The sequence below is a fragment of the Caulobacter sp. FV2ps19 genome, assembly GCF_058681035.1.
In genome coordinates this window covers 3,894,511-3,915,913 of the sequence record NZ_CM178729.1, presented here as the reverse complement: position 1 = coordinate 3,915,913, position 21,403 = coordinate 3,894,511, and the positions used below count along the sequence as shown (strand labels likewise).

Annotated in this window: 22 protein-coding genes; 14 read left to right on the top strand and 8 right to left on the bottom strand. The window is 65.6% G+C overall.

Features of this window, described 5'->3' with window-relative positions; genetic code table 11:
* Positions 1 to 119 precede the first annotated feature (119 nt).
* From ACW18B_RS18595 to ACW18B_RS18580, 4 genes are all read left to right on the top strand, one after another.
* Positions 120 to 815, top strand: coding sequence for a GntR family transcriptional regulator (locus ACW18B_RS18595; protein WP_492051785.1), 696 nt, complete (start codon positions 120 to 122; stop codon positions 813 to 815).
* A 199-nt stretch (positions 816 to 1,014) separates the two neighbouring features.
* Positions 1,015 to 3,396 (top strand): TonB-dependent siderophore receptor, encoded by a 2,382-nt coding sequence (locus tag ACW18B_RS18590; RefSeq protein ID WP_492048485.1) that lies wholly within the window; start codon positions 1,015 to 1,017, stop codon positions 3,394 to 3,396.
* 4 nt (positions 3,397 to 3,400) lie between these two features.
* Positions 3,401 to 4,690, top strand: a complete 1,290-nt coding sequence (locus ACW18B_RS18585; RefSeq protein ID WP_492048484.1) for an MFS transporter — start codon at positions 3,401 to 3,403, stop codon at positions 4,688 to 4,690.
* Between the two features lie 288 nt (positions 4,691 to 4,978).
* Positions 4,979 to 5,605 (top strand): cysteine hydrolase family protein, encoded by a 627-nt coding sequence (locus ACW18B_RS18580; RefSeq protein WP_492048483.1) that lies wholly within the window; start codon positions 4,979 to 4,981, stop codon positions 5,603 to 5,605.
* A gap of 66 nt (positions 5,606 to 5,671) precedes the next feature.
* Here ACW18B_RS18580 and ACW18B_RS18575 read toward each other — a convergent pair whose 3' ends face one another.
* Together ACW18B_RS18575 and ACW18B_RS18570 are read right to left on the bottom strand one after the other, a co-directional pair.
* A complete protein-coding gene (locus ACW18B_RS18575) occupies positions 5,672 to 6,364 on the bottom strand; it encodes a TorF family putative porin (RefSeq protein WP_492048482.1) in 693 nt (230 codons plus the stop codon).
* A 246-nt stretch (positions 6,365 to 6,610) separates the two neighbouring features.
* Positions 6,611 to 7,438: an SDR family NAD(P)-dependent oxidoreductase gene (locus tag ACW18B_RS18570; RefSeq protein WP_492048481.1), complete on the bottom strand. Its 828-nt coding sequence runs from the start codon at positions 7,436 to 7,438 to the stop codon at positions 6,611 to 6,613.
* A 68-nt stretch (positions 7,439 to 7,506) separates the two neighbouring features.
* On the opposite strand from ACW18B_RS18570, the gene queF reads away from it, so the two are divergent.
* Entirely contained in the window at positions 7,507 to 7,962 is a 456-nt protein-coding gene (gene queF / locus ACW18B_RS18565; protein WP_492048480.1) for a preQ(1) synthase, read from the top strand.
* Positions 7,963 to 7,979: 17 nt separating this feature from the next.
* Here the strand turns inward: queF and ACW18B_RS18560 are convergent, their stop codons facing one another.
* Entirely contained in the window at positions 7,980 to 8,597 is a 618-nt protein-coding gene (locus ACW18B_RS18560; protein ID WP_492048479.1) for a nitroreductase family protein, read from the bottom strand.
* Positions 8,598 to 8,670: 73 nt separating this feature from the next.
* On the opposite strand from ACW18B_RS18560, the gene ACW18B_RS18555 reads away from it, so the two are divergent.
* From ACW18B_RS18555 to ACW18B_RS18520, 8 genes are all read left to right on the top strand, one after another.
* Positions 8,671 to 9,294 (top strand): NUDIX domain-containing protein, encoded by a 624-nt coding sequence (locus tag ACW18B_RS18555; protein WP_492048478.1) that lies wholly within the window; start codon positions 8,671 to 8,673, stop codon positions 9,292 to 9,294.
* A 93-nt stretch (positions 9,295 to 9,387) separates the two neighbouring features.
* Positions 9,388 to 10,218: a serine O-acetyltransferase gene (gene cysE / locus ACW18B_RS18550; RefSeq protein WP_492048477.1), complete on the top strand. Its 831-nt coding sequence runs from the start codon at positions 9,388 to 9,390 to the stop codon at positions 10,216 to 10,218.
* Positions 10,219 to 11,001, top strand: coding sequence for a glutaminyl-peptide cyclotransferase (locus ACW18B_RS18545; protein WP_492048476.1), 783 nt, complete (start codon positions 10,219 to 10,221; stop codon positions 10,999 to 11,001). It abuts the gene before it with no gap.
* Between the two features lie 209 nt (positions 11,002 to 11,210).
* Entirely contained in the window at positions 11,211 to 12,149 is a 939-nt protein-coding gene (locus tag ACW18B_RS18540; protein WP_492048475.1) for a LysR substrate-binding domain-containing protein, read from the top strand.
* Positions 12,150 to 12,200: 51 nt separating this feature from the next.
* Positions 12,201 to 12,407, top strand: a complete 207-nt coding sequence (locus ACW18B_RS18535) for a DUF3126 family protein (RefSeq protein ID WP_492048474.1) — start codon at positions 12,201 to 12,203, stop codon at positions 12,405 to 12,407.
* Between the two features lie 66 nt (positions 12,408 to 12,473).
* On the top strand, positions 12,474 to 12,761 hold the full coding sequence (locus ACW18B_RS18530; protein WP_492048473.1) for a type II toxin-antitoxin system Phd/YefM family antitoxin: 288 nt from the start codon (positions 12,474 to 12,476) through the stop codon (positions 12,759 to 12,761).
* Positions 12,758 to 13,177 carry a type II toxin-antitoxin system VapC family toxin gene (locus ACW18B_RS18525; protein ID WP_492048472.1) on the top strand — a complete coding sequence of 140 codons (420 nt, stop codon included), beginning with the start codon at positions 12,758 to 12,760 and terminating at the stop codon, positions 13,175 to 13,177. Before ACW18B_RS18530 ends, ACW18B_RS18525 begins: the two co-directional genes overlap by 4 nt.
* A gap of 114 nt (positions 13,178 to 13,291) precedes the next feature.
* On the top strand, positions 13,292 to 13,975 hold the full coding sequence (locus ACW18B_RS18520; RefSeq protein ID WP_492048471.1) for a GNAT family N-acetyltransferase: 684 nt from the start codon (positions 13,292 to 13,294) through the stop codon (positions 13,973 to 13,975).
* On the opposite strand, the gene ACW18B_RS18515 is transcribed toward ACW18B_RS18520, so the two are convergent.
* The 3 genes from ACW18B_RS18515 to ACW18B_RS18505 form a co-directional block, all read right to left on the bottom strand.
* Positions 13,972 to 14,619, bottom strand: coding sequence for a glutathione S-transferase family protein (locus tag ACW18B_RS18515; RefSeq protein ID WP_492048470.1), 648 nt, complete (start codon positions 14,617 to 14,619; stop codon positions 13,972 to 13,974). The genes ACW18B_RS18520 and ACW18B_RS18515 overlap by 4 nt on opposite strands.
* 10 nt (positions 14,620 to 14,629) lie before the next feature.
* Positions 14,630 to 16,612 (bottom strand): OPT family oligopeptide transporter, encoded by a 1,983-nt coding sequence (locus ACW18B_RS18510; protein WP_492048469.1) that lies wholly within the window; start codon positions 16,610 to 16,612, stop codon positions 14,630 to 14,632.
* 87 nt (positions 16,613 to 16,699) lie between these two features.
* Positions 16,700 to 17,503: a PhoH family protein gene (locus ACW18B_RS18505; protein WP_492048468.1), complete on the bottom strand. Its 804-nt coding sequence runs from the start codon at positions 17,501 to 17,503 to the stop codon at positions 16,700 to 16,702.
* 298 nt (positions 17,504 to 17,801) lie between these two features.
* Between ACW18B_RS18505 and ACW18B_RS18500 the strand changes: the two genes are divergently transcribed.
* Positions 17,802 to 18,329 (top strand): gamma carbonic anhydrase family protein, encoded by a 528-nt coding sequence (locus ACW18B_RS18500; protein WP_492048467.1) that lies wholly within the window; start codon positions 17,802 to 17,804, stop codon positions 18,327 to 18,329.
* Between the two features lie 249 nt (positions 18,330 to 18,578).
* Here the strand turns inward: ACW18B_RS18500 and ACW18B_RS18495 are convergent, their stop codons facing one another.
* The gene (locus ACW18B_RS18495) at positions 18,579 to 19,505 is read right to left on the bottom strand and encodes a LysR family transcriptional regulator (protein ID WP_492048466.1); all 927 of its coding nucleotides are present in this window, start codon (positions 19,503 to 19,505) and stop codon (positions 18,579 to 18,581) included.
* A gap of 18 nt (positions 19,506 to 19,523) precedes the next feature.
* On the bottom strand, positions 19,524 to 21,338 hold the full coding sequence (locus ACW18B_RS18490) for a CocE/NonD family hydrolase (protein ID WP_492051783.1): 1,815 nt from the start codon (positions 21,336 to 21,338) through the stop codon (positions 19,524 to 19,526).
* Positions 21,339 to 21,403: the final 65 nt, after the last annotated feature.

The window sequence follows — 21,403 nt, the reverse complement described above, 5'->3', positions numbered from 1 at the left end:
GGCGAGAGCGCCGCGCGTAGCGCCTAGCCTATTGTGACATTTCAGTTTACCTATCAGGCTCAACCTCCGCAGGAGCCTCATCCGTGTCATCCGCTACAGTCCATGACGCCCGCTCGCGGATGCTGGTGCTCGACGTCTGTTCGTCGTCGGGTCTGGAGGACTGGTCGCCCGATCTGCAGAAGGCCAAGGTCTATGAGCGGATCCTGCTGGACCTGATCCTGGGCGAACTGGCGCCGGGCGCGCGGCTGGATGAACAGTCGCTGGCGGCGCGCTACGACGCCGGCTTGGCCGGCGTTCGTGACGCCCTGGGACGATTGGCGCTGGAAGGTCTGGTCATTCGCCGCGCCCGTTCGGGCACCCTGGTCGCGCCTCTGGATCTGGTGGAGCTACGTCAGGGCTACGAAGCTCGGGCCCTGATCGAGCCGCATTGCGCGGGCTTGGCCGCCAAACACGCCTCCAAGGCCGAGGCGCAGGCGATCCTGGACGCCTTTGCGGGCGGGGAGGCGGCGGCTCAAGACCGCGACCTGCCGTTGTTGGTGGCCATGGACCAACGCTTTCACGCCGCCGTCGCTCGCGCCAGCCAGAACCTCGCCCTGGCGCGCATTCTGATCCCTCTGCAGCATAAAGCCGCCCGCTTCTGGGTGTTCTCGTTCAACGGCGCGACCGAGCGCGAATTGCTGGCTGACATCGAGCAGCATCGCGACGTGGCCCGGGTGATCGCCAAGGGCGATGTCGCGGGCGCGCGGGCCGCGATGGTGCGTGTGCTGAACGTCATGCCCGAGGCGGTGCAGCGGCCGGCGGTCGGCGCGGCCTAAAGGCGGGCCGCCAGAGCTTCCCCAGCTTCAATCGGCAATTCCCCTACCTTTCAAAGGGTGAGGCTTTAGCGTCACAGCTTCATCGCAATCTCATCTAAAATGTCAGAAGGCATTTTGACGAACGTTGCGTCATTCCCAAATGGTGCAGTGTCGTCGCTCGGAAACGCACTTCACCGCGCGGCATAGGGGTTGTTCTGCCATGTCGTTTCGTCGCGCGTTTCTCCTCACCAGCTTGATGACCCTGGTCGCCGCCACCAGCGTCAAAGCCGAAGATCAGGTCGCCGATCAGGTCGACCCCGTGCTGGTCCTGGCTCGCGACAAGGCTGGTCTGCTGGAGAAGCAGCCGTCCGACACTGTCTTTGGCCTCGCCAAGCCGTTGATCGAAACACCGCGCTCGGCCAGCCTGGTCAGCGATCTCACGCTGGGGCGGTTCGGGATCGAGACCCTGGACGGGATCTCGGCTGTCTCGCCTGGAACCCATACCGCCAGCTTCTACGGTGTGCCGGGCTCGCTGAATGTTCGCGGCACTTTGGCCGAGAACTATTTTCGCGGCTTCAAACGGGTGGAGAACCGCGGGACCTATTCGACGCCCATCGGCGGGGCGTCGCGGATCGAGATCCTGCGCGGCCCGCCAACCCCGGTCTATGGCTCCGGGAAGGTCGGCGGGTTGGTCAACTTCATTCCCAAGTCGGCCCGCGACGAGGGCCGGTTCCTGGCGCAGCCGGAAGGACAGGTCACCGCCACCTTCGGCAGCTACAACAAGAAGCTCCTGACCGGCCAGTTCGGGGCGCCGCTCAGCCTGGGCGCAGCCGAGGGCGGGCTTTATGCCTATGGCGAAGTCGAGGATAGCCACAGCTACTATCGCGGCCTCTATCCGCGCCGTCAGACCCTGGAACTGTCGGCGGATTTCGACCTGGCGAACGGCTGGAGCACGGCCTTTGGTGGCATGGCCTACCACTCCGATGGCGACGTGCAGACGCCCGGCTGGAACCGTCTGACCCAGGACCTGATCGACAATCGCACCTACATCACCGGCCGCGACACCAGCCTGGTCGACGCCGATGGCAATGGCCGACTGACGCCCAACGAGGTTGGCTACTATCCCTATGCCAGCGCACTCTATCTGGTGGGCGGCGGCACGGACGCGGCGCATAGCCTGGACATCGGCGTCGGCACGACCAAGCTGAGCCGTCACACGGTCTATATCAGCCCGGCCGACGTCTCGAAGACCACCACCGGTACGCTCTATTTCGATTTGGCCAGGGACCTGGGCGGCGACCGGACGCTGAAGCTGCAGCTGTTTCATGACCGCCAGGACAACGAACGTTTTGTCTCCTACGGCTACCCGTCGGCCATAGACGCCAAGGTCAGCGAGGCCCGCGTCACCCTGGCCCTGCCGACCACCGTGGGCGCGGTCAGGGCCACGACCCTGGTCGGTGGGTCGCATCGTCGGTTCGAGGGGCGCCGCCGCGAAAGCTACAACAGCGGCCTGATCGCCCTGGACCGTCGCGACATCGTCTATGGCGCGACGCCGACCGACACCCTCGATAGCCCCTTCACCGATGAGCCGGGGGGCATTGGCCTGAAGTGGGAGAACGATAACCGCTCCCAGTGGACCCAGACCGGCGCCTTCTTCACCTCTGATATCGTGGCCGGCCGCTGGAACCTGATTCTGGGCGGGCGCTATGACCACTACGACGTCGAGAGCCAGGACACCGGCTTTCTCAGCTACACCGTGGTCGGCCAGCAAAGCGATGACCGCAACAAGGCGACCTGGAACGCCAGCCTGACCTACAAGACCCCCTGGGGCCTGATGCCCTATATCAGCTACGCCAAGGCTTCGGCCCTGGAGATGAGCCAGGGCGGCGACATCGCCCCGTCGCTGGTGGCTGACGGCTCCTGGCTGTCGGGCTCGGACCTCGCCGAGACCGGGGTCAAGTTCCAGCTGCTGAACGGGACCCTGATCGGTTCACTGGCCGCCTATCGTCAGAACCGCACCCAGCTGACCAACAGTTCGCCGCCGACCGTTCAGGGGACCCGCGCCAAGGGCGTCGAGCTGGAGGTGCGTTGGCTGGCGTCCGAACAGCTCAGCTTCACTTTCGCGGGCAACAGCCAGCGGACGACCCTCAAGGGCCCAGACACCTCGTTCCAGTACATTCCGGCCTATACGGCCGGTGTGGCGGGCGCGGACGCCTATGGCGGCTCCTATGTCGTCTGGAGCTTCGCCAGCCTGCCGGGGCGGAGTGGGGACTATGCCTACACCCTGATCCCCAAGTCGGTTGTCAGCCTGTACGGCGCCTATACCAGTAAGGGCTATGACTGGGGTCAGGCCGGGGCGACAGTGGGTGTCAGCCATGTCAGCCGCACGGCCGGCACGGTGCAGAACGCGGTGCGCTATCCCGCCTATGAGCTGGTCAACGCCTCGGCCTATGTGGTGCGCGGGCCTTATACCGCGTCACTCAATATCGATAATCTGCTGAACGCCTTCTATTTCACCCCGGACGCCGACACCTATGCCAATCTGGGCGCGCTGCCCGGCAAGGGTCGCGAATGGCGTGTGACCCTCAAGCGGACGTTCTGACCTCGTGCAATCCCCAGACCTGCGTCGCATCGCGCTATTGGCGGGCTTCAGCCTGCTGCTGTTTCTGATCACCGCCTCGACCTACGGGTCGCTGGGCGTGGTCCTGCCGACGATGATCGGCGAGCTGGGCTGGAGCTTCGAGAAGGCGTTTCTGGGTTTTTCGGTGCTGGGTCTGCTGACGGGCGCCTCGTCCTGGCTGCCGGCCATTCTGATCCGCCGCATCGGCGTGCGCGGGACGCTGCTGCTGGGCTCGGCCGTGCTGGCCGCAGGGCTGCTGGGCTTTGCGGGCGCCGAGAGCCTGACGCGCTACTATGTAGGCGCGGCCCTCTGCGGTATCGGCTTTCAGATGGCGGCCCTGATCCCGGGCACCCATGTCCTGTCGGGGCTTTATCGCCAGCGGGCCTTGCCGTTCGGGATCTATTTCACCTTCGGCTCGCTGGGGGGCGTGGCTGGACCCTGGATGGCGCTGGCGATCATGGGCGCGACCGGCAATGACTGGCGAACCTATTGGCTGATCCAGGCGGTTCTGGCTGGCGCGGTTGGGCTGGTCTGCGCCGCCATGGTCGGCGGTTCCAAATGGCTGGCGGCCGCCGCTCATGACGTCGATGTCGAGGTCGAGCAGGCGGCCCGCGAGGCGCCCGCCCATGCCCGGGTCTATCGCACCGCCTACGAGTGGACCGTGCGGGAGGCGCTGAGCACGCCGCAGTTCTACATCCTGCTGGCGGCCTATTTCACCCATTTGCTCACCGGCGTCACCGTGGCCAGCGTGTCGGTAACCCACCTGGCCGAGATCGGCGTGGCGGCAGGCCTGGCCGCCGCCGCCGCCGCGGCGATCGGGGCCAAGATGCTGAGCCTGGAATCCCTGATGCAGACCGCAGCTCGGCTGGGCGGAGGCTTTCTCGGGGATCGGGTCGATCCCAAATGGCTGCTGGTTGGAGCGCAGGGGATGCTGGTGGTCGGTCTTCTGGCCCTGGCCTCGGCGACTACCGTGCCTTTGATGCTGCTCTATGCGGTCGGCGCCGGCGTCGGTTTCGGGCTGACCGTTCTGGCCGTCAGTGTGCTGCTGCTGAACTACTATGGTCGCAGCAGCAATCTGGAGCTCTTTTCGCTGACTTGCCTGATCGGCGCGGTGTCAGCGGCCGGGCCGTTCATCGCCGGATTCATGCGCGATCGGTTGGGCAGTTTTGCGCCGACCTTTCAGCTGTTCGCCGCAGTGATCGCCGTGGTCTTCGTCGCCGCCATTTTTATGAAGCCCCCACAGCCCCCGATGAACAAGGTCGGCTCGGTGGGATGATGGCCGGCGGTTGGTACCCCGCGACTTTGCTAGAGCAAGGCGCGTGAAATCGGACTCACGCGCCTTGCTCTAGGGTTTTGTTTCGCATCGTTTCTGCGGAAAATCGGCGGCCACTTTTCCGCACGATGCTTTAGACCTGCGCCGACAGGGTTGATCTGGGTCCTGATCGAACCATGTCTGTTTATGGGATCGTGCCTGGCGAAAGGGTGCGTTCATGGCGGAGACGGTGATGGTGTCCCTGGCGACCTGCGATGACCGGATCTGGTCTGGCCTGAGGCGGCGTTTCGCATGACTCCAAACTGGATCGCCCGCGACCGGACGGCTCTGCTCATTGTCGATATGCAGGTCGATTTTGCTGCGCCTCAGGGTGTGATCGGCCAGATGGGCGTGGATATCCAAGCGATGGCACCAGCCCTGGCCGCGGCCGAGCGCTTGGCGGACGCCGCGCGGGCGTGCGGCGTGCCCGTGATCTTCGCGGGCCTGTTCACCTCGCCCGCGACCGATTCCCCGGCATGGCGCGAGCGGATGGCGCGGCGTGGTGGCGATCCCGCCATCGAGAGCGACCTTTGCCGGGTCGGCGAGACCGGTTCGGACTTCTGGGGGCCAAGGCCGCTTGCCGCTGAACTGGTGATCAAAAAGACCCGCTACAGCGCCTTCGTCGGCACCGACCTTGAACGTCGCCTGCGAGCGCGGGGCGTTGATACTCTGGTGCTATGCGGACTGACCACGGAGTGCTGCGTCGATTGCACGGCGCGCGACGCCTTCCATCGCGACTTCCATGTCTTCGTTCCGGCGGACGCTTGCGCGGCCTATGAGGCCGATGTGCACCAAGCGGCGCTGAAAGTGATGGGTCTGAACTTCGCCATCCTCACTGACACCAATGCGGTGACGGCGGCCTGGTCGGCGGGGGCTTAGGCCAAGAAAAAGCCGCCCCGGTTGCCCGGGGCGGCTCGATCCAGCGTCGATGACGCGGGATATTCTTTAGAAGGCGGCCTTCAGGCTGACCACAACGCGGTCGCCGTAGATGGCGCCGTAGCTGTGTTCGTCGGTGTCCGAGTAACGCAGATCGACGGCCAGGTTGTCGTTGATCGCGTAGGTGCCGCCGATGTTCCAGGTGGCATAGTCACCAGCGTTGTCGATTTCTTGGTGACCCAGGGCGGCGCTAACCGACAGCTTTTCCATGACCGGGATCGAGCCATTGATTTCGTAGTACATGGCCTTGCCGGACTTGAACGGGAATTCCGGCGAGTAATAGAAGGCGGCGCCGACGGTGGCCGGACCAACAGGACGCGAAGCGGCGGCCTTCAGTTCCAAGTAGCTGTACGAACCGGGCGTGGCGCCCTTGTCGTCGACATAGCCGTAATAGACGACGCCCAGGTCCAGCGAGGTGTCGCCCACGGTGGGCTTCACGCCGGCATAGAGGTCGATCTCAGCGCTCGGATCATCCGTGCCGAAGTCAACGTTCGAGGCCCACACGCCGGCATAGCCGATGCCGTAGGCGGCATCGACGCCGCCGAAGATTTGCGGGTCTTCGTTGGTGTTGCTCACGCCGCGGAACACATAGTCGCTGGCGACGCCAACATTGTACGACAGCTCCAACTCTTGAGCCATGGCGGCGCCGCCGAGGGCGACCGAAGCCGCAGCAGCGGCGAGCGAGATTTTCACGAGATTCATCTGTTCTATCCCCTTTTTCTATTGGCGCTCTTCAGAGCGCGCCGTGCGACCAGCGACGCCTGCAAGCGCCCTTTGCCGACAGCCAAATAGCCGGTCACATCGTTGTAGTTGCAATCAAGCTCGGCAAAGCGCCAGTAATAACTGGGCCTCGCGCTCAAAGTTTGGGCGAAGTGTGACGAATTTGCTTCAGAGCGAACGATCGAAGACACAGTGCAAGGTTAATGAGAATTGACCTTGTCTGTGTCATCAACGCATCGAAAGGCTTGCGCCGCCCAAGTGCAAACCGGCGTCGACCAGCAGGGTCTCACCCGTGACATGGCGTGACGCCGGCGAGGCGAGGAACACCGCCGCTCCGGCCACATCCTCGGCGGTCGAGGCGACCTTCAAGGGCGTTGCAGCGGCGGCGCCGGTCCGCAGGCGATCGACGCGATCGGCGTCCATGGCCTTGCCAAACCAAGGCGTATCAATGAATCCCGGGCAAATGGCGTTGACGCGAATGCGCGGCGCCAGGGCCCGGGCGAGGGACAGGGTCATGGTCGTCATCGCGCCTTTCGAGGCTGCGTAAGGGATTGACGAGCCGTTTCCGACCACGCCGGCGATCGAGGACGTATTGACCACGGCGCCGGGTTGCGGCGCGGCCTCCAGCAGCGAGCGGGCGGCGCGAACCATCTGAAAGGCCCCAACCACATTGACGCTGTAGAGCCGCAGGAAGTCCTCGGCGTCGACCGCGTCCAGATCGGCATGGTTCGGCGCAAACTTGGTCATGCCGGCATTGTTGAACAGCGCGTCGATTCGGCCGCTCGTCGCCGCGGCCTCGACGATTCGGCGGCAATCGGCGTCCTGGGAGACGTCACCCCTGGCTAGAACCGCCCGTGCGCCTTCGGCCGACACCAGCCTGGCGGTCTCTTCGGCTTCTTCGGCGCTGCTGGCGAAATTGACGACCACGAGGCCCGCGCCGCGGCGGGCGACCTCCAGCGCGATGGCGCGGCCAAGACCTGTGGAGGCGCCGGTGACCACCACCGTAAAGCCGTCGAAATCCCGTCCCGTCATGGCGTCCCTCCCGTGTTCGAACATGTGTTTGGAGGGTTGTAGCGACAGGACGTCCGCTTGTCTCCGGCTGCCGACAGGCCTAAATCGCGCCCATGACAGACCTCAACGTCACCCAGCTCGGCCGCATGGTCGACGCGCCCGACAGTCCCGAAGCTGCGGTTCTCGAGCGCGTGCCCAATCCGCAATCCGACGTGCTCTACCTGGCGCGTTTCGTGGCTCCGGAATTCACCTCGCTGTGCCCGGTCACCAGCCAGCCCGACTTCGCGCATCTGGTCATCGACTATGCGCCGGGCGACTGGCTGATCGAGAGCAAGTCGCTGAAGCTGTATCTGACCAGCTTCCGCAATCACGGCTCGTTCCATGAGGACTGCACGGTCAAGGTGGCCCGCAAGATCGTCGAGATCGCCCAGCCCCGCTGGCTGCGCATCGGTGGCTACTGGTATCCGCGCGGCGGTATCCCGATCGACGTGTTCTGGCAGACCGGCCCCGCGCCGGAAGGCCTGTGGGTGCCCGACCAGGGCGTCGCGCCGTATCGCGGTCGGGGCTGAGGGCTGGTGGAAGGCGTCTAGGCTGGCGTCCACGCCGTCGTGATGGCGCCCACGTCGGGGCGCACGCGCTCCTGAGGCTGCTCGGCCGCTGTTCCCAGATAGAGGTAGCCCGCTACCTGTTCGCCGGCTGCGACGCCGAGGATCTCCAGGGCGCGCGGGTCGTAGGAATACCAGTCGGTGATCCAGTTGGCGCCATAGCCCATGGCCGAGGCGGCCAGCAGCAGCTGCTGGCACACCGCCGAGGCGCTCTGGCGCTGTTCCCATTCCGGGATTTCGCCGGGGATGTAGCGCGAGATCACCGCCACGCAGAGCGGCGGACGGGTCAGCTTGCGCAGGGCGGCGTTGGCCTTTGCCGGATTGGCCTGATTGTTGGCCAGGGCCGTGATCTGCTCGGCGAAGGCGTCCTTGGCCGGTCCGCTCAGGACGATGAACCGCCAGGGAGACAGCTTGCCATGGTCGGGCACGCGGGCGGCCAAGCGTAGCAGGTCGGCCAGCTCGCTGTCGCTGGGGCCGGGCCCGGTCAGGGCCATGGCGGAGACTGAGCGGCGTCGCGCCAGGAAGGCCAGCACTTCGGGCGAGGCTTCAAGAAGCAGGGTTTCGCCGAACTCCGGCGCGGCAGGGACAGAACCGGTCAAGACGATCTCCTCGAAGCATTGTATGGGCTGACACCTATGGCCGAGCCTGGGCCACGACAAGCGGCGAGCCCTCATGACCGACAAACCTGTCTCGATTAGGCCCGTCTGGCTCAAGCCGCACGGAAAGTCCTGGGGCGTCAGCAGCCAGAAGGTCGTCTACGACAATCCCTGGATCACCGTGACTGAATATCAGGCCATCGCCCCGACCGGTCGTCCGGCGCTCTATGGCAAGGTCGGCTTCAAGAACCAGGCGATCGGCGTGGTGCCCCTGCATGAGGACGGCACGGTCACCCTGGTGGGCCAGAACCGCTTTTCCCTTGCCAATTACAGCTGGGAAATCCCCGAAGGCGGCGCGCCGATGGGCGAGGATCCCCTGGACGGCGCCAAGCGTGAGCTGGCCGAGGAGGTGGGGCTGCAGGCCTCCGACTGGCGACCAATCCTGAGAATGGAGCTTTCCAACTCGGTCACCGATGAGATCTGCCACGGCTTTCTGGCCATGGGCCTGACCCCGACCGAGACGGCGCCCGACGAGACCGAAGATCTGGCTGTGGCCCGGGTTCCGTTCTCTGAAGCTCTCGATGCGGCGGTGGCCGGACACATGCCGGACTCGTTGACGGTGGCGTTACTGCTTCGGGTGCACCATATGGCGGTCAGGGGAGAGCTGCCGAGCGATCTTGCCCGTCTTGTGCTAGGATAGCGCGACCGGGCGGAGGCGCAGCCTTTCCCAAATGGACTAGAGCGTTTTTAAAAAAGATGCTCTAGTGGCGCATGGGATTGAGGGAGAGCCCCGTTGGCCAAGCATCTGGAAGTCGTCACGGACCATTCGACGCCCCCCGTATGGGCGGCGCTGCGCAATCAGGCCGAACACGCCGCCAAGGCCGAGCCGGCCCTGGCCTCTCTGCTCAATGCGGTGATCCTCAGTCATGACAACATCGCCGACGCCCTGACCTTCCAGCTGGCGCGCAAGCTGGGCGACCAGGAGATGCGGGCGATGACGGCGCGCGAGTTCGCAGCCGACGCCTTCGCCTCCGATCCCGCCCTGATCGTCGCCGCCGAGGCCGATCTGCGCGCGGTGTTCGAGCGCGATCCGGCCTGCAAGGGCTATGTCCAGCCGTTCCTGTTCTTCAAGGGCTTTCTGGCCCTGCAGACCCACCGCGTATCCCATTGGCTGTGGAGCCAGGGCCGCGAGACCTTGGCCTTCTATCTGCAGAGCCGGTCCAGCGAGGTCTTCCAGGTCGACATCAATCCGGCCGCCCGCATCGGCTCGGGCGTGTTCATCGACCACGGCACCGGCATCGTCATCGGCGAGACCGCCGTGGTCGGCGACGACGTCTCGATGCTGCACGGCGTCACCCTGGGCGGCACCGGCGCCGAGCGCGGCGATCGCCACCCCAAGATCGGCAACGGCGTCCTGCTGGGCGCGGGGGCCAAGGTGCTGGGCAACATCACCATCGGCGACTACGCCAAGGTCGCCTCCGGTTCGGTGGTGCTGAAGCCCGTGCCGCCGCACTGCACGGCCGCCGGGGTGCCGGCGCGGATCGTCAACTGCCCGACCTGCGAAGAACCGGCCCGCACCATGGACCAGACCCTGGCCGAGGCCGTGTACGACTACGTGATCTGAGTGTTGGCGCGTCTCTGGAACGGTCTGGCCCTCGCGGCGCTGCTGGCCGCCAGCGTCTGCGCTCCGGCTCAGGCGGAGGGGGCGCGCCAGTACGGCTTCACCGTCGTCAAAACCTATCCGCATGACACCCGCGCCTTCACCGAGGGCCTCTTCTGGCTTGACGGCTTTCTCTACGAAAGCACTGGGCTGGTCGGTCACTCCTCGATCCGCAAGGTGGCGCTGGAGACCGGCGTGCCCGAACAGGAGCGCCTGGTGGATTCGCGCTATTTCGGTGAGGGGATCATCGACTGGAAAGGCAAGCTGATCGAGCTCACCTGGAGGGACGAGGTGGGCTTGATCTACGACCTGGCCAGCTTCGAGAAACTCGGCGAGTTCACCTATGCCGGCGAGGGCTGGGCCCTGACCCGTGATGATGCGCGGATCATCATGAGCGACGGCTCGTCTTTCCTGCGGTTTCTGGATCCCGAGACCCTGAAGGAGACCGGTCGCCTTCAGGTCACCGATGACGGCCGGCCTGTGGATAACTTGAATGAGCTGGAATGGGTCAAGGGCGAGGTGCTGGCCAATATCTGGCAGAGCGACCGCATCGCCCGCATCGATCCCAAGACCGGCCATGTGACGGGGTGGATCGATCTGAGGGGCCTGCTGAGCGAGGCTGACCGCGCCGGCGTCCGCGTCGACGTGCTCAACGGCATCGCCTATGACGCCGCGACCGACCGCCTGTTCGTCACCGGCAAGTTCTGGCCCAAGCTGTACGAAATCAAGCTGACGCCCAAGCTCTAGCGGCAGGCGATGTGGGGCGCAGTCTCGCCTCGGGCCAGGCTGAGGGGCGGGCGCTGTTTTGAAGCCGCCCCATACGCCACCGCGCTCCAGATGATGGCGAGGACAAGAAGCTGGGCCGGGGTTATGCGGTGGGGCATGAACGCCTTATCACCCGGTTGAATCGACGCCGATAACGACTTATCCGTCGGACCTCTGTGAGGTTTTGTCACATGGCTCGTCGCGCCTTGCCGTCGCTCAACGCCCTGCGCGCCTTTGAGGCCTTTGCGCGGCACGGCCGTATGACTCTGGCGGCAGACGAACTGTGCGTCACCCACGGAGCGATCAGCCGGCAGATCCGTCAGTTGGAAGACCAACTGGGCGTGGCCCTGACCGAAGGCCCACGCTCACGACTGCGGATGACCCAGGACGGTCTCAAGCTGGCCCTGGCCCTGTCGCCGGCTTTCGACCAGATCGAAGCTGCCGTGCCGCGCCCGCCCCAGATCGGTCCACGCTCGCTGGTGGTGTCCTGCCTGCCGACCTTCGCCATGAAGTGGCTGATCCCGCGCCTGCCGCGGTTTCAAGCCGCCCATCCCGACATTCCGGTGCGGGTGATGGAGTCCAACGGCCCCTTCGACTATCAGGCCGACGGCGTCGACCTGGCGATCCGGATGCGAGTTCTGGGCGAGATCTATCCTGCGGATTCGATCGAAACGCCGTTCATGGATCACTTCCATGGCCCGGTGCTGTCGCCTGAGTTGGCCGCAACGGTTGAGCCCACCGTGGCGGGGATTGGCGCCCTGCCGCGCCTGCACACGCGCACCTTTCCCGGAGGCTGGTCAGACTGGGCGCGCAAGATGCCCGGCGACATGCCCAAGCCGGTCAGCGAGCAGGAGTTCGACCACTATTTCTACCTGATCGAGGCCGCCGCCGCCGGGCTGGGCGTCGCCATCGCGCCCTGGGCGTTCGTGCAAAGGGACCTGGCCAGTGGGCGTCTCATCGCGCCCCTGGGCTTCTTCGCCGGAGAAGGCTCGGTTGTCGCTCTGACGCCCCTGGCGGGGGCGTCGCACCGCGCCGCCCTGTTTCGCGACTGGCTTGTAGAGGAGGGCAGAACGACGCCAATGCCGCCCCCTTCGCCCGAAGCGGCTTGCGACTCCGGCGCGGGACGCTAGGTTCGCCTCAATACGCGCCCCGGCGCTCAAACAACAAAACAGGAGCTCCCCGTGGACGCTGCAGCCATCGAAAAGATCGAAAAGCACCTGAAGCGCACTTTCGGGAACCCGCATATCGCGCTGAAGGCCCGTCCCAAGCAGAAGGATTCCGCCGAGGTCGAGGTGGCCGGCGAATTCATCGGCGTCGTCTTCCAGGACGAGGACGAGGACGGCTCGTACATGTTCGAGATGGCGATCCTGGCTGAAGACCTCGACTAGAAATCTTGAAAAAATGACCACTTTGACTAGTCTGGTCAGAGTGGTCATTTTGGATCGGAGGGCGCCATGCCCGATGGAACCTGGAGCCTGGCCCAAGCCAAGGCCAAATTCAGCGAACTGGTCGAGCGCGCCCGCACCCAGGGCCCGCAGCATTTGACCAAGAACGGCAAGGACGCCGTCGTGGTGATGTCGGCTGAGGCGTATCAGCGCCTCAAGGCGGCTGGAGAAGAGCAAGCTCCCGACTTTCATGAGGTGCTGTTTGATCCGACGATCCGGGGTTTGCTCACCAACGAGGAAGCGGACGAGCTCTTCGCGCGGGACAAGGACGTCGTCGGGCGGCCGATCGACCTTTGACATATCTGTTCGACACTAACGCCGTCAGCGAGCCCACCAAAGACCGCCCCAACGCCTCGGCATTGGCATGGCTGGACGCTTGTCCGTCGAGCCAGTCGTTTCTGAGCGCGATCAGCATCGCGGAGATCAGCTACGGTATTGAGCGCCTCGCGCCAGGACGCCGGGCCGATAAACTGACCCGCTGGCGGGACCGGCTGATCATTACCCTTGGCCCGCGCTTGCTGCCCGTCGACGCCGAGGTCGCATTGGCCCAAGCCCGCATCCGCCGGGCCGCTGAAAACGCCCGCCGCACCATTCCGATCATGGACGCCTTCCTGGCCGCCACGGCGGAGGTCCACGGCCTGACGCTGGTCACGCGCAATGTGCGCGATTTCGCAGCCTGGGGCGGGCCGGTGTTCAATCCCTGGGGCGACTGATCAGGCCGCCGCCGTCTTCCTCATGGATCAAGAGGCGAGGTAGGCTTGCGGTCGCCATGATCCTGGCGACGGTAAGGCGTTGATCGCGACGCGGCGCTGAGCCATGGAGAGGCTATGGCGGAACATATCCTGGACCGGCCGGCCTGGTCGGCCTTCACCGGCCGACAGGCCGATCTTGCGATCCGCAGAGGCGGGGCCCTGCGGGTTCACCCCGACTTTGGCCTGTTCGCCGGGGCTGTGGATAACTCAGCCGCAGCCCTCGCCGATCTCGGCGCGCTGGTCGCAGGCCATGGCGATGTCGGGCTGGTCGAGCCGGACGCACCGCCGCCGGTTCCTGGAACCCGGGTCGTCTCCAGCGCCGTCTGCCTGCAGATGACCGCCCAGACGGTCGCGCCGGCCTGGGATGTGGACTTCGAGATCCTGGCCTTGGACGACGCCGACGCGGCCGAGATGCTGGCCCTGGCCACCCTGACCAAGCCAGGCCCGTTCTTCAGCCGCACCCATCAATTGGGATCCTTCGTCGGTGTGCGCGTCGACGGCCAGCTGGTCGCCATGGCCGGGGAGCGGATGCGCCCCGAAGGTTACACGGAGGCCAGCGGCGTCTGCGTCCATCCCGATCATCGCGGCCAGGGCTATGCCGCGCGGCTGTTGCGCGAGGTCACCGCCAAGATCCTGGCGCGTGGTGAGCAGGCCTTCCTGCACAGCTATGCCGACAACGCTACCGCCATCGGCCTTTACGAGTCGCTGGGCTATCGCGGTCGGCGCGAGGTGACGTTCACGATCCTGACGGCGGCTTAGTAGGTCAGCCTGTCCTTCATCTCGTCGAACGGGATCATCACGTGTTCTCGATAGGCGGGGCGGTCCTGCAGCCGCCCATACCAAACCTCGACGTTGGGTGTGTTGGGCCGATCAATGTCCAGGGTGAAGTAGCGGTAGAGATGCGTCCCGGTGGGAATGTCCGCCAGGCCGAGGCTTTCACCGCTCAGGAACGGCCGCTGGGCCAGGATATCGTCGAGCAGGCGGAAATGGCGATGGCAGGCGGCCAGGGCGGCCGCAACGGCGGGCCGGTCGCGCTGAGCCTTGGGCGTCCGATATCCGCCCCAGAACACGCCCGTTAGGAAGTCGCGCTGCAGCGCGGTCTGCGCCCAGTCCATCCAACCGTCGGCGGACACGCGATCGGCAGGTTCTTCGGGCCACCAGGCCTGCCCGCCGTAACGGGCGGCCAGATATCGGAGAATGGCGTGGGATTCCCAGACAATCACCCCCTGGTCTTCGACGACTGGAATCCGGCCGTGCGGGTTCATCGCCAGGAAGTCAGGATCGTCCAGGCCGCCGACCTCGCCCCCGGAGGGAACGTGTCGGTGGGGGAGGCCAAGCTCCCCCACCAGCCACAGCACCTTCTGGACGTTGAAGGAGGACCGCCGCCCCCAAACCTGCAACATCCGCCAAGCCTCAGACCTGCGCCGTCTTCGCCGCCGCCTTGCGCGCCCACCGGTAGAGGCCAAACACCACGATGGTCGCGGCGATCACCGCGAGGATCATGCCGATATGCTCTGACGGCGCGAAGGGCAGGGCCAGGGGCGCGGGATTGTTGGTGGCGACGATCAGCATCGCCAGGGCGACGTTGAACAGGCTTTCGCCAACGATGAAGCCCGAGGCGATCAGGATCCCCAGGCGCTTGGCCGGCTCGGCCTGGCGATCCTTGTTGACGATGCGCTCATAGATCCAGCCTGCCAGGGCGCCGACCACGACGGGGGCGGTGACGCTGCTGGGCAGGTAGATCGCCAGACCCACGCCCAGCGGCGGCAGGCTGAGGCGCTGGTTGCTGAACCGGCGCAACAGGAAGTCGGCGACCACCAGGCCCATGCCGATCGCGGCGCCGATCCCCAGCAGGTTCCAGGGCAGCACGCCGCCCATCACACCCTTGGCCAGGGTCGAGATCAGGGCGGCCTGGGGCGCGCCCAGGTTCTGGGCGCCGGCCACGGTGTTGAGATTGGGCGCGCCGGCAAAGCCGTTCGAGCGGTTCAGCAGCTCCAGCATCACCGGAATGACCACCGAGCCGGCCACGACGCCGATCACCAGGGCGACCTGCTGTTTCCATGGAGTGGCGTCGACCAGTTGGCCGGTCTTCAGATCCTGCAGATTGTCATTGGCGACCACGGCCACGGCCAGCACGATGGCGGTGACGAACAGGGCGAAGGCGACCAGGGCGGTGGTCATGTCGGGCCCGGTGAGGGTGCGGCCCACCGCGCCGACCATCAGGGAAGCGCCCAGAACGGTCAGGATGGCCACGCCCGACACCGGGCTGTTGGAGGCCCCGATCAGGCCGGCCATGTAGCCGCAAACCGCGGCAGCCAGCAGGCCTGCGAACACCAGATAGGCCACGGCCGCAATGATCAGCGGCGTGGCGATGCTGGCCAGCGGGCCGCCCTGAAGGAAGTGGGCCATCACCCAGCCGGCCGGGGCCAGCAGAGCGGTGGCGACAATGCCGACGATCATGATCGGAATGTCCTGCTCGACTCGGGGGATCACCGCGCCGTGCACGCGCCGGGCCTTGCCGGCCTCGAACGAGGACATCAGGCCACGCCAGATCGGCACGGCCAGCTTGCCCAGGGTCCAGATGGCGGCGGCCCCGATGACACCGGCCCCCATGAAGCGAACCTTGGTGCTCCACACCGTCAGGGCGTGGTCAGCCGGACTGGCCCCGACCATCGGGAAGACGTGAGTCATGATCGGCACCAGCACGCCCCAGGCGATAGCGAGGCCGGTAAACATGGCGATGCCGACGGTGATGCCCATCAGATGGCCCGCGCCCATCAGGGCCAGGGAGCTGGAAGCGCCCAAGCCCGTGGCCCCGGCTCCGGCCTTGAAATAGCCGGCGACCTCAGCGGCGAAGATCTTGGCGGCGGCCAGGGCGGCGAAAAGGGCCGAAGCGACGGTGCCCGCGGCGACGGCGACCAGACCCGCCTTGCCCTCGGCCGCGCCTTCACGCGACCCGGCGCCGACCTTCAGCACCTCGGCGGCGGCGACGCCTTCGGGATAGGGCAGATCAGAGTTGGTCACCAGGGCCCGGCGCAGGGGGATGGTGTACATCACCCCCAGCGTGCCGCCGACCGCGCAGGCGGCGAAGGTCGTGAAGAACGGCACCTTGGCCCACCAGCCGATCATCAGCAGGCCGGGCAGGACGAAGATCACCGCCGCCAGGGTTCCCGCCGCCGAGGCGATGGTCTGGACGATGTTGTTTTCCTGGATGGTGGAGGTCTTGAAGGCCCGCAGCAGGGCCATGGAGATCACGGCGGCGGGGATTGAGGTGGCGAAGGTCAGGCCCACCTTCAGGCCCAGATAGACCTGGGCGGCGGTGAAGACCAGAGTGATCAGGATCCCTAGCAGGACGCCCCTGAGGGTGAACTCGGAGCGTGGTGCGGCGTCGGCCATGAAGCGGTCCTGAAACAGTTAAGGCGGCCGGACCTTGAAGTCCGACCGCCCCAAACTCAAGCCTTCGATTGAGCCGCTGTTACAAAATCACAGAACGCCCAGCATTTCCGCGACCAGCGGGTGGCGAACGATGTCGCGATCGGCGAGGCGGACCACACCGATGTTCTCAAGGGCGTCGAACTTTGCGGCGACGTCGGCCAGGCCTGAAATGCCGGGCAGCAGGTCGGACTGGTTCGGGTCACCGGTGACCACCATGGTGGAATTCCAGCCCAGGCGGGTCAGCAGCATCTTCAGCTGCATGTAGGTGCAGTTCTGCGCCTCATCGATGACCACAAAGGCGTTGTTCAGGGTGCGGCCGCGCATGAAGCCCACGGGGGCGATCTCGATGGAGCCTTCGGCCATCAGGGCCCGCATGCGCCGGGTCGAGAGACGGTCGGTGAGGGCGTCATAGAGCGGGCGCAGATAGGGGGCCAGCTTGTCTTCCATGTCGCCGGGCAGATAGCCGATCGACTCGCCGGCCTCGACGGCGGGGCGCGACAGCACGATGCGGTCCACCGAGCCGGCCTCCAGGGCCTCTACCGCCTTGGCGATGGCGATATAGGTCTTGCCCGTGCCTGCCGGCCCCAGCGCCATCACGAGGTTCTTGCTGTCGATGGTCTCCATCAACTGCTGCTGGCCGGGCGATTTGGGTTTTATGGTTTTTAGATAACTCTGATCCCGCTCTGAGGCTCTAGGTCCTCCCTCGTGTCCCAAGGGTGACCAGCCGTTACCCCGCTCCCGAATATCGACCGGCAGGCGACGCACCTTGGCGTCATCCGAGAAATTGCCGCTGTCGATCGCGCCTTCGCGCGCCATACGCTTCAGGGCTCGCTTGGTCATGTAAGCCTCCATTCAGGCATGAAAAAAGGACGAGGCCACATGGCGTCGTCCTTGGTGGTAGCGGGGAGGAGATTGACGAAGGGGCGTGCGCCGTGGGGCGGCTCGGCGAGGAGCCGAGAAGGCGGTGGTTCGAGGAAACGCCTGAACACCAGAAACGACACCCTGATCTCCGTCGTCGGGAGCCGGAGCCGAACATCGACCCCGGTGTGAAGCGAAGGATTTCTCCTATCGAATCGCCCGACTAGGTTGATGCTAACGTGGTTTCCAACATGTTAAGCAAGCAACGATTTAGAGACAACGGGGTGTACGGATGACTGTCTATTCCTTGGGCGCCACCAGCCCGACGCTTCCCGTCGCAGGCGAATACTGGATCGCGCCGACCGCATCGGTCATGGGCAACGTCATTCTCAAGAAAAATGCCAGTATTTGGTGGGGAGCGATCGCGCGCGGAGACAATGATCCCATTGAAATCGGCGAGAACAGCAACGTGCAGGACGGTTCTGTACTGCACACTGACCATGGCGCGCCGTTGACGATTGGGGCCAATGTGACCATCGGCCACATGGTGATGTTGCATGGCTGTACGATCGGCGACGGGTCGTTGATCGGAATCGGAGCGATCGTGCTCAACGGCGCGAAGATCGGCCGGAACTGTTTGATCGGGGCCGGCGCCCTGATCACCGAGGGCAAGGAAATCCCCGACAACTCCATGGTCATGGGCGCACCCGGCAAGGTGGTGCGCGAGATCGGCGAGCAACATGCCCTGATCCTGCAGGCGTCTGCCCTGCACTATGTCGAAAACTGGAAGCGCTACAGCCGCGACCTGGCGGCTCTGTAGGGAGGGAGCGCCGCTTCCGGGTCGGGGGAAGCCAGAAGCGGCGCTCAAATCTCGCTCCGGCGGCCGGGCGAGACGCCGGTCAGAGCCTCGCGGGCTGGACCGGAAATCGGAGCCGAGGGGGGCGGCTCTATCGTGTGAAGGCGCAACCAGGGATTTGGTTGCATGCCGCCGCCGTTTTTTTGGGTGTCCTGGATCGAGGCGATCCTCGCTGACGCCAATCAGTCACGCTGAAGGTGACTGCTGGCCCCTTCAGCAAACGATGGCAGCCCTCGATCCGGTTGAAGGCGTGTGACTGGTGAAGTAGGCCTCAGCCTCTTCCAACAGGGCGGCCGCCAGCCGGTTCATCGGGGCCAGGGCCGAGGTCATGAAAGCGTATTCGTGCAGGATCTGGGGGCGAAACACCCGGGTCGTCATGCCGTCTCGCGTGAAGTTTCCGGCCATCAGGTCGTTGACGATGGCGATGCCGATCCCTTGGGTGGCGAAAGCGCAGGCCGAGCCCACGGTGTGGGTCTCCAGCTTGACCTCAGGCCGCACACCGCGTTCGCGAAAGGCGTCGTCGATCTGCCGACGGGTCCAGGTGCCGAAGCCGAGCAGCACCAGCGGGGCATTGCGCAGCAGTTCCGGCGTTAGAATTTCGTGCGCCGCAAGCGGGTGGTCCGAGGGCAGGACGCAGACGGTCTCGCTGGCCGACAGAACCACGGTGGAGATGTCGGCGCGCTCCAGAGGCAGTTTCACGAACCCGCAGTCGGCGGTGCGATTGGCGACCATGCTGCGGGCTGTTTCGGTGCTGCGCGAGTCGATGGTCACCCGCACCTTGGGAAAGCGGTCCATGAACCGGGGGAGGATCATCGACAGTACGCCTTCCGACAGGCTGGGCGGAGCGACAATCTTGAGCAGGCCGGTGTTGAACTGAGCGATGTCGCGGATCAGGGACCCGACCCGTTCCAGCCCGCCGAAGGCCAGGTCGATCTCCTCATAGATCATCAAGGCCTCTGGCGTCGGGTTCAGGCGACCCTTCTCGCGGTAGAACAGCTCGAATCCGGCGTCCTTTTCCATCTGGGCGATCAGCCGGCTGACGGCGGGCTGGGTCAGGCCCATGCGTCCGGCGGCGGCCGTGGCCGAACCGCTCAACAAGGTCTCCCGAAAGGCCTCGAGGCTCCGCAGGTTCAGCTTCATCCATGATCCCCGTTCGATCTACCGCCGGGTGACCGGCAACAGGAGGCGCGACGGCCGCGCCGCATCGACATAGATCCGATTTCGCGCTGGACGGGGAGAGCGTCCGTAGCCCTCCGGTTCGCCGGAGTTCGGATTGACGTCGAAATGCGGGAAGTTGCTCGATGACACATCCAGTCGGATGCGGTGCCCCTGGACGAACAGGTTGGCGGTCGGAAAGGCCTCGATCGCGATCGAATAGACCTGACCGGGCTCAAGCCGGGTTTCGTGGTCGAACCCTTCGCGATAGCGGGCCCGCAGAACGCCTGTGGTCAAGTTCATGGCGAAGCCCTCGGGATAGGCCTCGGACGGCGGGTGGACGTCGATCAGCTTGATGTGGAAATCGGTGTCCACGCAATCGGAACTGATGAACAGTTCGGCGCGGATCGGGCCGACCACCTCGACATCGGCCTCCAGCGGGGCGGTCTGGAACACCACCACGTCGTCGCGTTCGGCCAGGGGGCGATAGGGCGCGTCGCAGCCGAAGAAGCCCGGCGCCTCGCGCTGATCGAAGGCCCCGGCCACCATCACGGGCGCGCCCGAGGCCATGGCCCCGCCGAGGGTCGGCACGGGCCTGGCGGGGTCGTGCACATAGGCGTGGAAGGCTTCTGTTTCCGTTGGTGCTGCGGTCGTCAGATCGCCGTCGGCCCGCAGGAAATAGTCGGTCGTCACCGAAGAGGCCGGCGGCCAGGTATCCGCGTCGCGCCAACTGCCGCCGTGGTCAAGGCGCCCTTCGGGGGTCTTGCCGCCCGAGCCGCCGCCCATCACGAAAAGCTTGACGGTGGGCAGGGGATCGGGACCCGGGGGCGCCTTCAGCCAGGCGTCGAACCAGGCCAGGCGCAGGGCGACGAAGTTTTCTTCCAGGGCGCCATCCAGCGTGGCCTCGGACCCGAAGTCGACATCGCCGGCATGGGTGACGGAGCGTTGTCCGTGGGTCCAGGGACCCAGGATCAGCTTGACCGGCGAGGTTTTGCGGCCGGACAGACCCAGATAGTTCTCGGTCGCGGTCAGAGTGTAGGGATCGTACCAGCTGCTCATGTGGACCATGGGCGCATCGGCATAGGCGTCGTAGGCGCCGGCGGCATAGAGGCCGTTCTGCTTCCAGTAGGGGCCGAACAGACCGTTGCGCCACTGGTCCAGCAGGTACTTCTCGTATTCCGGCGCGGCGGCGAGGGGGGATTGGCCCTCCGACCACGGCATGCGTTTGAACCAGGCTTTCAAGTCCTGAGCCTTCAGGGCCGCCAGACGTTCGGGATCGGACTTGGTGGCGGGGCTCAGCAGGGCGTGCTTGTAGGCCCAGGTCGCCTGTTTCAGCTCGAAGGCTCCACCCTGGCGGATGCCGGAGTGGAACGCGCTGGAAAAGCCGCCGGAGTCGAGGAACATCGCCGCCAGAGCCGGCGGATCCAGGCAGGCCAGAGCGCTCTGGACGTGGGCGCCATAGGACAGGCCCAGCGTCCCGACCTTGCCGTCGCACCAGGGGCGGCTGACCAGCCAGGCGATCGTGTCGACGCCGTCGGCGCCCTCGTTGAGGTATTTCTCGAAAACGCCTTCAGAGGCGTAGCGACCCCGGCAGTCCTGCAGGGCCACGACATAGCCGCCCCGTACGAAGTCGACGGCCAGTTCGGGCTTGGAGCGCGGGATCGGGTCATCGCGCGTGCGGTCGCCGTGATTGGTCCCCCGCTTGTCATAGGGGGTGCGCTCAAGCAGCACGGGCAGGGGCGTATCGATCGGACGGCCGTCGATGGCTGGACGGTAGATGTCGGTGGCCAGGCGGACGCCGTCGCGCATCGTCACCATCACGTCGCGCGTCACATGAACGTCGGCGGGGGGGATGAAGAGCTCTGAGGCTTCGTCGTCGGTGT

Excerpts from the sequence above, each read along its gene's own strand:
- ACW18B_RS18595 (WP_492051785.1), top strand. The coding sequence starts at position 120 with ATGCTGGTGCTCGACGTCTGTTCGTCGTCGGGTCTGGAGGACTGGTCG.
- ACW18B_RS18590 (WP_492048485.1), top strand. The coding sequence starts at position 1,015 with ATGTCGTTTCGTCGCGCGTTTCTCCTCACCAGCTTGATGACCCTGGTC.
- ACW18B_RS18580 (WP_492048483.1), top strand. The coding sequence starts at position 4,979 with ATGACTCCAAACTGGATCGCCCGCGACCGGACGGCTCTGCTCATTGTC.
- ACW18B_RS18575 (WP_492048482.1), bottom strand. The coding sequence starts at position 6,364 with ATGAATCTCGTGAAAATCTCGCTCGCCGCTGCTGCGGCTTCGGTCGCC.
- ACW18B_RS18570 (WP_492048481.1), bottom strand. The coding sequence starts at position 7,438 with ATGTTCGAACACGGGAGGGACGCCATGACGGGACGGGATTTCGACGGC.
- queF (WP_492048480.1), top strand. The coding sequence starts at position 7,507 with ATGACAGACCTCAACGTCACCCAGCTCGGCCGCATGGTCGACGCGCCC.
- ACW18B_RS18555 (WP_492048478.1), top strand. The coding sequence starts at position 8,671 with ATGACCGACAAACCTGTCTCGATTAGGCCCGTCTGGCTCAAGCCGCAC.
- ACW18B_RS18540 (WP_492048475.1), top strand. The coding sequence starts at position 11,211 with ATGGCTCGTCGCGCCTTGCCGTCGCTCAACGCCCTGCGCGCCTTTGAG.
- ACW18B_RS18530 (WP_492048473.1), top strand. The coding sequence starts at position 12,474 with ATGCCCGATGGAACCTGGAGCCTGGCCCAAGCCAAGGCCAAATTCAGC.
- ACW18B_RS18520 (WP_492048471.1), top strand. The coding sequence starts at position 13,292 with ATGGCGGAACATATCCTGGACCGGCCGGCCTGGTCGGCCTTCACCGGC.
- ACW18B_RS18515 (WP_492048470.1), bottom strand. The coding sequence starts at position 14,619 with ATGTTGCAGGTTTGGGGGCGGCGGTCCTCCTTCAACGTCCAGAAGGTG.
- ACW18B_RS18510 (WP_492048469.1), bottom strand. The coding sequence starts at position 16,612 with ATGGCCGACGCCGCACCACGCTCCGAGTTCACCCTCAGGGGCGTCCTG.
- ACW18B_RS18505 (WP_492048468.1), bottom strand. The coding sequence starts at position 17,503 with ATGGAGGCTTACATGACCAAGCGAGCCCTGAAGCGTATGGCGCGCGAA.
- ACW18B_RS18500 (WP_492048467.1), top strand. The coding sequence starts at position 17,802 with ATGACTGTCTATTCCTTGGGCGCCACCAGCCCGACGCTTCCCGTCGCA.
- ACW18B_RS18495 (WP_492048466.1), bottom strand. The coding sequence starts at position 19,505 with ATGAAGCTGAACCTGCGGAGCCTCGAGGCCTTTCGGGAGACCTTGTTG.
- ACW18B_RS18490 (WP_492051783.1), bottom strand. The coding sequence starts at position 21,338 with ATGGTGACGATGCGCGACGGCGTCCGCCTGGCCACCGACATCTACCGT.